8 protein-coding genes are annotated in these 11,089 nt (G+C 70.6%); 1 reads left to right on the forward strand and 7 read right to left on the reverse strand.

Translation table 11 applies throughout. The annotated features are described in order from the left end of the window. Positions 1-24 precede the first annotated feature (24 nt). From pstB to mshD, 7 genes are all read right to left on the reverse strand, one after another. On the reverse strand, positions 25-801 hold the full coding sequence (gene pstB, locus AB0F82_RS36365) for a phosphate ABC transporter ATP-binding protein PstB (RefSeq protein ID WP_356814846.1): 777 nt from the start codon (positions 799-801) through the stop codon (positions 25-27). 31 nt (positions 802-832) lie between these two features. Next, positions 833-1,915 carry a phosphate ABC transporter permease PstA gene (pstA, locus tag AB0F82_RS36370; RefSeq protein ID WP_362635550.1) on the reverse strand — a complete coding sequence of 361 codons (1,083 nt, stop codon included), beginning with the start codon at positions 1,913-1,915 and terminating at the stop codon, positions 833-835. Then, positions 1,915-2,904, reverse strand: coding sequence for a phosphate ABC transporter permease subunit PstC (gene pstC / locus AB0F82_RS36375; RefSeq protein WP_362635553.1), 990 nt, complete (start codon positions 2,902-2,904; stop codon positions 1,915-1,917). The genes pstA and pstC overlap by 1 nt, the downstream gene beginning before the upstream one ends. A gap of 142 nt (positions 2,905-3,046) precedes the next feature. After that, positions 3,047-4,183 (reverse strand): phosphate ABC transporter substrate-binding protein PstS, encoded by a 1,137-nt coding sequence (gene pstS / locus AB0F82_RS36380; RefSeq protein ID WP_362635556.1) that lies wholly within the window; start codon positions 4,181-4,183, stop codon positions 3,047-3,049. Between the two features lie 252 nt (positions 4,184-4,435). After that, the gene (locus AB0F82_RS36385; protein WP_436842260.1) at positions 4,436-5,395 is read right to left on the reverse strand and encodes a CHAD domain-containing protein; all 960 of its coding nucleotides are present in this window, start codon (positions 5,393-5,395) and stop codon (positions 4,436-4,438) included. After that, complete coding sequence (locus tag AB0F82_RS36390; RefSeq protein ID WP_362635562.1) at positions 5,376-7,709, reverse strand: RNA degradosome polyphosphate kinase; 2,334 nt, start codon at positions 7,707-7,709, stop codon at positions 5,376-5,378. The genes AB0F82_RS36385 and AB0F82_RS36390 overlap by 20 nt, the downstream gene beginning before the upstream one ends. A 370-nt stretch (positions 7,710-8,079) precedes the next feature. Continuing rightward, the gene (gene mshD / locus AB0F82_RS36395; protein ID WP_356816032.1) at positions 8,080-9,006 is read right to left on the reverse strand and encodes a mycothiol synthase; all 927 of its coding nucleotides are present in this window, start codon (positions 9,004-9,006) and stop codon (positions 8,080-8,082) included. A gap of 171 nt (positions 9,007-9,177) precedes the next feature. Here mshD and AB0F82_RS36400 point away from each other — a divergent pair, with 171 nt between their 5' ends. After that, positions 9,178-11,088 carry a bifunctional metallophosphatase/5'-nucleotidase gene (locus AB0F82_RS36400; RefSeq protein ID WP_362635564.1) on the forward strand — a complete coding sequence of 637 codons (1,911 nt, stop codon included), beginning with the start codon at positions 9,178-9,180 and terminating at the stop codon, positions 11,086-11,088. The last annotated feature ends 1 nt before the right edge of the window (position 11,089 follow it).

The raw sequence follows: 11,089 nt of genomic DNA on the forward strand, positions 1-11,089 counted from the left end.
CCGGGACGTCTCGCACATCTCGCTCTAGCCGAAGCGGCCCGAGATGTAGTCCTCGGTCGCCTGCACGGACGGGTTGGAGAAGATCCGGTCCGTGTCGTCGATCTCGATGAGCTTGCCGGGCTGGCCGACCGCCGAGAGGTTGAAGAAGGCGGTCCGGTCGGAGACGCGGGCAGCCTGCTGCATGTTGTGCGTCACGATGACGATCGTGAAGCGCTCCTTCAGCTCGCCGATCAGGTCCTCGATCGCCAGGGTGGAGATCGGGTCCAGGGCCGAGCAGGGCTCGTCCATCAGCAGGACCTGGGGCTCGACCGCGATGGCGCGGGCGATGCACAGGCGCTGCTGCTGGCCGCCGGAGAGGCCGGAGCCGGGCTTGCTGAGGCGGTCCTTGACCTCGTTCCAGAGGTTGGCGCCTTGGAGGGACCTTTCGACGATGTCGGCGAGCTCGGCCTTCTTGAAGTTGCCGTTCAGCCGCAGGCCCGCCGCCACGTTGTCGAAGATCGACATGGTGGGGAAGGGGTTCGGGCGCTGGAAGACCATGCCGACCGTGCGGCGGACCGCGACGGGGTCCACGCCGGCGCCGTAGAGGTTCTCGTCGTCCAGCAAGACCTTGCCCTCGACGCGGCCGCCGGGGGTGACCTCGTGCATGCGGTTGAGGGTGCGCAGGAAGGTGGACTTGCCGCAGCCGGAGGGACCGATGAAGGCCGTCACCGAGCGGGGTTCGACGGTCATCGAGATGTCGTCGATGGCCCTGTGGCTGCCGTAGAAGGCGGACAGTCCGCTGACGTCGATTCGCTTCGCCATGAGGGGGTCACTTCGCTTTCATACAGTCGCGTCAGCGACCGGTCTTCGGGGCCTTCCAGCGGGCGATGCCGCGGGCCACCAGATTGAGGATCATGACGAAGGCGATCAGGACGAGCGCTGCGGCCCATGCCCGGTCGTAGGAGGCGTCACTGCCGACCTTGTACTGCTCCCAAATGTAGAGCGGGAGCGAGGACTGGGCGCCTTCGAAGGGGTTGCCGTTGATCAGCTGGGTGCCGAAGACCAGCAGCATGATCGGGGCGGTCTCACCGGCGATGCGGGCGACGGCCAGCATGAGTCCGGTGGCGATGCCGCCGATGGCGGTGGGGAGGACGACCTTGAGGATCATGCGCCACTTCGGCACACCGAGGGCCAGGGCGGCCTCGCGCAGCTCGTTCGGGACGAGCTTGAGCATCTCCTCGGTGGAGCGGACCACGACGGGCATCATCAGGATCGACAGGGCCATCGCGCCGGCGAATCCGGAGGGGCCGAAGCCGAGCGCCAGGTTCCAGGTCGTCAGGATGAACAGGCCCGCGACGATGGAGGGGATGCCGGTCATGACGTCGACGAAGAAGGTCACGGCCTTGGCGAGCGTGCCCTTGCCGTACTCGACGAGGTAGACGGCGGTCAGCAGGCCGATCGGGGCCGCGATCAGGGTGGCCAGGGCGATCTGCTCGATGGTGCCGAGCAGCGCGTGGTAGACGCCGCCGCCCTCCTCGAAGCTGGTCACGCCGTTCATCGAGTGGCTGAGGAAGTCACCGCTGAAGACCTTGATGCCGCGGCTGATCGTGGTCCAGATCAGCGAGAGCAGCGGGATGACGGCGAGGACGAAGGAGACCCACACGACGGAGGTCGCGATGCGGTCCTTGGCCTGGCGGCGGTTCTCGACCACCGCGCTGGCGGTGTACGTGATCGCGACGAACAGGATGGCGGCGATCAGACCCCACTGGATCTTGCTGTGGAGGTCGAAGACGATGCCGATGCCGCTGCCGAGGGTGATCGAGAGGACGGCGATGCCGGCCGGGGCCCAGCGGGGCAGGCCGCCTCGGGTGAGGCTGGTGGGAGCGGCGGAGCGGGGGGCCCGGGTGGGCCGCTGGTCCTTGAGTGCGTGGCTCATCAGGCGTTCGCCCCCGAGAAGTCCTTGCGGCGAGCGATGATCAGGCGAGCTGCACCGTTGACCAGCAGGGTGAGCAGGAAGAGGACCAGACCGGAGGCGATCAGCGCGTCGCGGCCGAACTCGTTGGCCTCGTCGAACTTCGCGGCGATGTTCTGCGCGAACGTGCCGCCGCCCGGGTCGAGGATGTGGCCGGAGATCAGGAAGCTCGGCGAGAGGACGGTGGCGACGGCCATGGTCTCGCCGAGGGCGCGGCCGAGGCCGAGCATCGAGGCGGAGATGACGCCGGAGCGGCCGAAGGGCAGCACGGACATCCGGATCACCTCCCAGCGGGTCGCGCCGAGGGCCAGTGCGGCCTCCTCGTTCATGCGCGGGACCTGGAGGAAGACCTCGCGGCTGACGCTGGTCACGATCGGCAGGATCATGATCGCGAGCAGGATGCCGACGGTGAAGAGGGAACGCGCCACGCCGACCTGGGTCTTGTCGAAGACGTAGGTCCAGCCCATGTACTCGTCGAGCCAGAGGTTCAGGCCCGCCAGCTGCGGGACGAGGAAGAGGGCGCCCCAGATGCCGTAGATGATCGACGGCACGGCGGCCAGCAGGTCGACCACGTACGCGAGGGGGGCGGCGAGCCTGCGCGGTGCGTAGTGCGAGATGAAGAGGGCGATGCCGACGGCGATCGGAACCGCGATGACCATCGCGATGATCGAGCTGACGACGGTGCCGAAGAGCAGGACGGCGATGCCGAAGACGGGCGGGTTGGCCGACGCGTTCCAGTCGAAGGTGGTGAGGAAGTTCCCCTCGTTCTCCGACAGGGCGATCGAGGCGCGGTAGGTGAGGAAGACGGCGATCGACGCCATGATCACCAGGAGCAGGATGCCGGAGCCCTTGGAGAGCGCGGCGAAGATCTTGTCGCCGGCGCGGCCGGTGGATCCCCTGCTCGGGGAGACGGGCGGAGCCGTGTCTATCGGGGTGGGTGTGGTGGAAGCCATGGTCTTTCCGGTCTGTGTGGGGGGCAGGCCCCCTGGCGGCGGTGCACCGGATTCCCCCGGGTGGAGGGGAAGGGGCTCCGGGGGCCGGTCCGCCCGGTCCCCGGACGGGGGGAGGGGACGGACCGGGCCTCGGAGCTCAGGACTAGCTCAGCGAGTTGACGACCTCGCGGACCTTGGCGTTGATCTCGGCCGGGATCGGCGCGTAGCCGTTCTCCAGGAGGATCTTCTGGCCCGCGTCGGACGCGGTGTAGTTGAGGAAGGACTTGACGGTCGGCAGGGTCTCCGCCTTGTTGCCCTTGTCGCAGACGACCTCGTAGGTGACCAGGACGATCGGGTACGCGCCCTCGGCCTTGGTGGTGTAGTCGAGCTTGAGGGCGAGGTCCGAGCCGGTGCCGGCGATCTTGGCGGCGGCGATGGCCTTGGAGGCGTTCTCGCCGGTCGCCTTGACCGGGGCGGCGGCGCCCGTGTTCAGGTCGACCGTCTTGATGCCCTGGGCGCTGGCGTAGGAGAGCTCGAAGTAGCCGATGGCACCGTCGACCTGCTTGACCTGGGTCGCGACCCCGGAGGAGCCGGAGGCGCCGAGGCCGCCCGGGGCCGGCCACTTCTTCGCGGCCTCGTACGGCCACGCGTCACCGGCGGCGGCCTTGAGGTACTTGCCGAGGTTCTCGGTGGTGCCCGAGTCCTCGGAGCGGTGGAAGTGCTGGATCGCGGTGGAGGGGAGCGTGACGCCGGGGTTCAGCTTCTTGATCGCCTCGTCGTCCCACTTCTTGATCTTGTCGTTGAAGATGTTGGCGATCGTGGCGGCGTCAAGGTTCAGCTTGTCCACGCCCGCGATGTTGAAACCGAGGGCGATCGGGCCGCCGACCATGGGCAGGTCGATGCCCTGGCCGCCGGTGCAGATCTTCTTCGACTCCTCGACCTGCTCCGGCTTCAGCGCCGAGTCGGAGCCGGCGAAGCCGACGGTGCCCTGGTTGAAGGCGACGATGCCCTCACCGGAGGAGGAGGACTTGTAGTTCACCTCGACGCCGGAGCAGGCGGCCATGTAGTTCTTCACCCACAGGTCGACCGCGTTCTTCTGCGCGGAGGAGCCGGAGGCGAGCAGCTTTCCCTTCGCGCCCTCGCACTTGATGTCGCCGGCGGCCGGGGCGGCGGCCTTGGTGGCGCCGTCGCCGGTCTTGGTGTTGTCGTCCGAGCCGCACGCCGTGAGGACCAGGGCGCCGGACACGACAAGCGCACCGAGGGCGGAGGCACGAAGCATGTTCTTGCGCTGAAGCTTCACTTTCGGGTGTTTCCTTCCAGAAGCCGCCGGCCGCTTTTCGTTCGTACCGGGCGGCGTGCGAAGAGGACTACTGCGTCGGGTCGCGCGGGCCGGCTGCCCGCTCTGTGAGCCGCCGTATCCGTGCACGACCGAAATTAGGCGGAACAGGTGAAGCAGCCGACCGGCCCGAGTGAACGGACGGTGAACCGTGGCGGACGACCCGGTGCGTTCCGGGGCGTCCGCACACACTTGCCATCATCCGTTATCCCACCGTTATCGCGGTGCGGCCGCCGGCTCCCGCAGCCACAGGTGCTGGAAGTCGGTCCGCGCCGCCTCGACCTGGTGGCGCTGGTCGGCGTGCAGGACGCCCAGGGCGTAGGCCGTCGCCGGGGCGATGCGGGGGGTGCGGGCGGCCGTGGCGGAGGCGGCGGCGGCCTCGGCGGCGTCCCGGTGGCGGTCCAGGGCCTCGCCCGCGGCCGCCGGGCGTGTCACGTCCTCGCCGAGGACCTCCCGCGCGTAGCGGTGGACCCGCAGGAGGCGGCGTACCTCGTGCCAGAGGCCGTCGTGGTCCGCGTCGTACGGGCTCGGCGCCGCCTCGCAGCCGCCGACGGGAGGCAGCGCCGATACCGCGGCCGACAGTCGGGTTTCGGCCACGGCCGCGAGGGGCACGAGGACCTCTCCCACCCGGCCGCGGGCCGCGACGGCGTTGAGCGGGACCTCGGAGGCGAGCAGTGCCACCGCGTCCGCCACCGCGTGGAAGCGGGACGAGCCGAGCGCCTGGAGGGTGGCCGAGTGCGCGCGCGTACGGGCCAGGGTCAGCTGGCGGTCCAGCAGTGCGCCCGCGCGCGCCGAGCCCACCGTCAGCGCGCCGGCCGAGCCGCGCGGCGCCGGGAGCTGCGGGGACCCCGACAGCCGGTGCAGTGCGTCCATGAGCCGGGCCAGCCGGGCGGCGTAGGCGTGCTCGTCGGCCAGGGTCGAGGACAGCCAGGCCAGCTCGGTGCGCAGCCCGTCCGCCCAGGAGGACTCGGTCACCGCCCGGAAGGTGGCCAGTGATCCGCTGATGCGGCGCGCGGCCCCCCGCAGGCTGCGCGCCGCGACGCCGCTTTCGGTGGCGGCGGCCCCGCTCTCCTCGTGCAGGCGCAGGCCCCGCAGGAAAGCCGTGGCCTGGGAGCGCAGGTACGTGCCGAGCACGTCCCCCGCGTCCGCCATCGGGTCATGGTTTGGCTGAGCCACGCCGGCGCCTCCGGGCGTCTATGAGCGTCTCCTGTACGTGCCGCAGCGGCTGGCCGTCCGCATCCGTGCTGTGCCGGGTCCATTCGCCGTCCGGGCCGAGGTGCCAGGAGGAGGTGGCGTCGGACATCCCGGTTTCCAGCATCCGGTCCAGTGCCGCGCGGTGGGCCGGGTCGGCGACCCTGACCAGTGCCTCGATACGGCGGTCGAGGTTGCGGTGCATCATGTCGGCGCTGCCGATCCACACCTCGGGCTCGCCGCCGTTGCCGAAGGCGAAGACCCGGGAGTGTTCGAGGAAGCGGCCGAGGATCGAGCGGACCCGGATGTTGTCCGAGAGTCCGGGGACCCCTGGGCGGACGGCGCAGATGCCGCGCACCCAGATGTCGACGGGCACTCCCGCCTGGGAGGCCCGGTAGAGGGAGTCGATGAGGGCCTCGTCGACGATCGAGTTCATCTTGAGGCGCACGTACGCGGCGCGGCCGGCCCTGTGGTGGGCGGCCTCCTTGTCGATCCGCGCGATCAGGCCGTCCCGCAGCGAGCGGGGGGCGACCATCAGCCGGCGGTAGGTCTCGCGGCGCGAGTAGCCGGACAGCCGGTTGAACAAGTCGGAGAGGTCCGCGCCGACCTGCGGGTCGGCCGTGAGCAGGCCGAGGTCCTCGTACAGGCGGGCGGTCTTCGGGTGGTAGTTGCCGGTGCCGACGTGGGCGTAGCGGCGCAGCTGGTCGCCCTCCTGGCGGACGACGAGCGACAGCTTGCAGTGGGTCTTGAGGCCGACGAGCCCGTAGACGACGTGGCAGCCGGCCTCTTCCAGCTTGCGGGCCCACTTGATGTTGGCCTGCTCGTCGAAGCGGGCCTTGATCTCGACGAGTACGAGGACCTGCTTGCCGGATTCGGCGGCGTCGATCAGGGCGTCCACGATGGGGGAGTCGCCGGAGGTGCGGTAGAGCGTCTGCTTGATGGCGAGGACGTCCGGGTCGGCCGCGGCCTGCTCCAGGAACCTCTGCACCGAGGTGGAGAAGGAGTCGTACGGGTGGTGCAGCAGGACGTCGCGCTCGCGCAGGGCGGCGAAGACGTCGGGCGCGTGCGCGGACTCGACCTCGGCGAGGTCCCGGTGGGTGCCGGCGACGAACTTCGGGTACTTGAGCTCGGGCCGGTCCAGGGAGGCGATCCCGAAGAGGGCGGTCAGGTCGAGGGGCCCGGGCAGCGGGTACACCTCGGAGGCGTTGACGTTCAGCTCCTGCACGAGGAGGTCCAGGACGCCGGGGTCGATGGACTCCTCGACCTCCAGGCGCACGGGCGGGCCGAAACGGCGCCGCATGAGCTCCTTCTCCAGGGCCTGGAGAAGGTTCTCGGCGTCGTCCTCCTCAACCTCCAGGTCCTCGTTGCGGGTCACGCGGAACATGTGGTGCGCGAGCACCTCCATGCCCGGGAACAGCTCCTCCAGGTGCGCGGCGATGACGTCCTCCAGCGGGACGTAGCGCTGCGGGGAGGCCTCCAGGAAGCGGGAGAGGATCGGCGGCACCTTGACGCGGGCGAAGTGGCGGTGGCCGCTGACGGGGTTGCGCACGACCACGGCCAGGTTGAGGGAGAGGCCGGAGATGTACGGGAAGGGGTGCGCGGGGTCCACGGCCAGCGGGGTCAGCACCGGGAAGATCTGGTTCCGGAACAGCGTGAAGAGGCGGGCCTGCTCCTTCTCGGTGAGGTCGGGCCAGCGGATCAGGTGGATGCCCTCCTCGGCCAGCGCCGGGGAGATGTCCTGCTGGAAGCAGGCGGCGTGGCGGGCCATGAGCTCGCGCGAGCGCGTCCAGATGAGGTCCAGCACCTCGCGGGGCTGCAGGCCGGAGGCCGATCGGGTGGCGACGCCCGTCGCGATGCGCCGTTTGAGGCCGGCCACGCGGACCATGAAGAACTCGTCGAGGTTGCTCGCGAAGATCGCCAGGAAGTTGGCGCGCTCCAGGAGCGGGGTCGTGGGGTCCTCGGCGAGCTCCAGCACCCGCTCGTTGAAGGCGAGCCAGCTGCGCTCCCGGTCGAGGAAGCGGCCCGGGGGGAGTTCCCCGCCGTCCTTGTCGTCGTAGGCGTCCAGGTCGGCGTCGAGATCGGGGTCGAAATCGACGTGCGGGCGGTGCGCTGCGATGGAGCCTATGCGGGCGTGGGCCGCGGCGGCGGGCGCCTGCCCGGCGGCGTTGCCGGTGTCCTTGCCGGTGTCCTTGCCGGCCTTGCCGGTGTCCTTGCCGGCCTTGCCGGCGGCGGACGCGGACGGGTGAGACGGGTGCTGGGCGGGGACCTCGGTGGGACCGGCGCTGGGCTTGTGGCTCATGACTCCATTCTTCCGCCCAAGCGGCAGGACAGGCGCGTCGGACGTGTCGGCCGTCAGTCGGAGTCGGGGCTGCATTGGGGGAGAGTCGCAAGCGCTTCTGAATGCCCGGTTAATGGCGCATGGCTTCCCGGCTCCGGCCGGCCCACGAGTCGCCTCCCGGCGGGGGTGGCGAAGGTGGCGGGGGGCGGGGCGTACGGCCCGGCGTGCCGGGTGCGGTGCCGGGCCGGGTGGGCTGCACCCTTGGCCCGCCGGGCGTGCCCCCGCCCGGGCCCGCGCCTCAAACGCCGGCGGGGCGCAAGGATCGGGGCTCCGCCCCGGCCCTGCGCCGCAAGCGCCGGCGGGGCCGGGTTGTGCGGCGGGGGCCGGGGGGTCAGCTTTCCGTGCGGTACATCAGGTCGACCTCGTGGGTGGTGAAGCCGAGGCCCTCGTAGACGGCGAGGGCCGCCGGGTTGTCGGCGTCGACGTAGAGCATGGCCGTCGGCAGGCCCTGGGCCGCCAGGTGCTGCAGGCCGATCGCGGTGAGGGCCTTGCCGAGGCCGCCGCCCTGGGCGCCGGGGAGGACGCCGACCACGTAGACCTCGCCCAGCTGCTCCGCCGCGTGGACCTTCGTCCAGTGGAAGCCGACGAGCTCGCCGTCGCGCTCGGCGAGGAAGAACCCCTTGGCGTCGAACCACGGCTGCGCGATGCGGTCGTCGAGGTCGCGCTGGGTGAGCGAGCCCTGCTCGGGGTGGTGGGCGAAGGCGGCCGCGTTCGCCGCGAGCCAGGCCGCGTCGTCGGTGCCGGGCTGGAAGGTCCGTACGGTCACGCCCGGCGGGAGTACCGGGTCGGGCAGCGGGGCCCCCTCGGCCAGGGGCCGGCGCAGCTGGCGCAGCTCGCGGAAGAGGGTCAGGCCGAGCACCTGGGCGAGGTGCCGGGCGGCGGACTTGCCGCCGTGGGCCCATACCCGCAGCCGCTTGCCGGAGGCGGCCAGCAGGGCCATCCCCATGACGCGCCCGTGGCCGCGGCCGCGCAGGGCGGGGTGCACGAGGAGTTCGGCTGCCGGGGCCTCCACCGGGTCGGTGTCCTCCAGTTGTCCGTACGCGGCGAGCCGGCCGCCGTCGGTGAGCAGGAAGTGCCGGATTCCCGCGCGCGGCCCTCCGCGCAGCTGGAGCCTTCCCTGTTCGGACACGGCGGTGGTGCCGTCCGTACGCGCCGCGTCCTCGATCAGGTCGAGGACGGCGTCGGCCTGTTCCCCCGTCAGCTCGTCGAGGGTCTGAATCTGCCGTCCCGGCTCCAGGGCCGCTGCTGCGTCAGTCATGGAACGAGCCTACGACCGTCCCGGCCGCCGGGGTGGAGTGCGGGCGCGGGGTCGGTCCTTCTTCTGCGCGTAACCAACGCGATACCCGTTACCCCCTGGTAGAGCTACGCGCGTTGACCATAGGCTTCGGCGGACCTCCCAAGCAGTATCGCTGTCCACAAAGGGGACTAAATGTCAGCGACGCCACAACGGCACCGCCGAAACCGCCGGTTGACCTTCGCCGCCCTCGCCGTCACGGCCGGGGCCGGAGCGCTGGTCGCGGCCGCACTGCCGGCCGGTGCCGCGAGTGGTGGCGGTGCGGCCAAGAGCCGGACCGTCGACGTGCAGATGCTGTCGTTCAACGACTTCCACGGCACCCTGGAGCCCCCGCAGGGCTCCTCCGGCACTGTGACCGAACGTCAGGCCGACGGCACCACCAAGGCCATACCCGCGGGCGGGGTCGAGTACCTCGCGACCAGCCTGCGCGAGGCCCGCAAGGGCCACGAGTACTCCGTCACCGCAGCGGCCGGCGACATGATCGGCGGCAGCCCGATGCTGTCGGGGCTCTTCCACGACGAGCCGAGCATCGAGGCGCTGAACAAGCTGGGCCTGAACGTCTCCAGCGTCGGCAACCACGAGTTCGACGAGGGTGGGACCGAGCTGCGCCGCATGGCGTACGGCGGCTGCCACCCCGTCGAGGGCTGCTACGAGTTCGGCAAGGAGTTCACGGGCTCCACCTTCCAGTACCTCGCCGCGAACGTCACGGACGAGAAGACCAAGCGCCCCCTGATGTCGCCCACCTACGTGTGGAAGAAGGGCGACGTGAAGATCGGCTTCATCGGCGTCACCCTGGAGGGCACTCCGGACGTCGTGACCGCCGAGGGCGTCAAGGGCCTCAAGTTCGGCGACGAGATCGAGACGATCAACAAGTACGCCGCCGAGCTGAACAAGCAGGGCGTGAAGTCGATCGTCGCGCTGATCCACGAGGGCGGTCTGCCCGCGAACGGCGCGTACAACTACGACTGTGACGTCCCGGGCGCCGGCGCCGGCATCTCGGGCGCGATCGTGGACATCGCCAAGAACGTCGACGCCAAGGTCGACGCGCTGGTCACGGGCCACACGCACCAGGCCTACGCCTGCAACATCCCCGACCCGGCGGGCAACCCGCGCGCGGTGACCTCGGCGGCCTCGATCGGCCGTCTGTTCACGGAAACCACGCTGACCTACGACCGGCAGACCAAGGACATCGTCCGTACGCCGGTCGCCTCGCCCAAGCCGGTCAACAAGGTCGTCACCCGGGAGCAGCCCAAGGCCCCGGACATGACCGAGCTGATCCAGCGCTGGAACGCCCTGGCCGCCCCGATCGCCAACCGCCCCCAGGGCTTCATCTCGGCGGACATTCCGGGCCGCGGATCGGCGGAGCACGAGAAGCCGCTCGGCGACCTGATCGCCGACGCCCAGCTGGAGGCGCTCGCCCCGGCGGACAAGGGCGGCGCGCAGCTGGCCGTCATGAACCCGGGCGGCATCCGCTCGGACCTCGCCTACAAGGCCTCGGGCGCCGAGGGCGACGGCGTGGTGACGTACGGCGAGTCCTTCACGGTGCAGCCGTTCACCAACATGATGAACGTCGTGGACCTGACCGGCGCGCAGCTGATCACCGCGCTCCAGCAGCAGGTGAGCGGGCCGGTCAACGGGACGAGCCCGAAGATCCTGCAGGTGTCGAAGGGCTTCACCTACACCCTCGACATGACGAAGGCGGGCGCGGACCGCATCGTCGTGGACTCGGTCAAGCTGAACGGTGTCGCGATCGACCCCGCCAAGACCTACCGCGTCGCGATGAACGAGTTCCTCGCGGGCGGCGGTGACGGCTTCACCGTCCTGAAGGAGCACAAGAACAAGCTGGTCGGCGCGTCCGACCTGGACTGCTTCAACGCCTACTTGACGAAGAACTCCTCGGCGTCCGCGCCGATCGCCCCGCCGGCGGCGAACCGGATCACCGTCATCAAGTACCCGACGGCACGCCCAGCGCCTACGCCGACTCGCCCTGGCGCAAGGCCAAGGGCGGGCTGTGGGACGTCGGGCCGCACGCCCTGTCGGTCCTGAT

The sequence above is a fragment of the Streptomyces virginiae genome (genome assembly GCF_040638905.1).
Taxonomy (GTDB): domain Bacteria; phylum Actinomycetota; class Actinomycetes; order Streptomycetales; family Streptomycetaceae; genus Streptomyces; species Streptomyces virginiae_B.

What these genes read in the sequence shown, in the direction of transcription:
- pstB (WP_356814846.1), bottom strand. Translation starts at nt 801, where the DNA reads ATGGCGAAGCGAATCGACGTCAGCGGACTGTCCGCCTTCTACGGCAGC.
- pstA (WP_362635550.1), bottom strand. Translation starts at nt 1,915, where the DNA reads ATGAGCCACGCACTCAAGGACCAGCGGCCCACCCGGGCCCCCCGCTCC.
- pstC (WP_362635553.1), bottom strand. Translation starts at nt 2,904, where the DNA reads ATGGCTTCCACCACACCCACCCCGATAGACACGGCTCCGCCCGTCTCC.
- AB0F82_RS36390 (WP_362635562.1), bottom strand. Translation starts at nt 7,709, where the DNA reads ATGAGCCACAAGCCCAGCGCCGGTCCCACCGAGGTCCCCGCCCAGCAC.
- mshD (WP_356816032.1), bottom strand. Translation starts at nt 9,006, where the DNA reads ATGACTGACGCAGCAGCGGCCCTGGAGCCGGGACGGCAGATTCAGACC.
- AB0F82_RS36400 (WP_362635564.1), top strand. Translation starts at nt 9,178, where the DNA reads ATGTCAGCGACGCCACAACGGCACCGCCGAAACCGCCGGTTGACCTTC.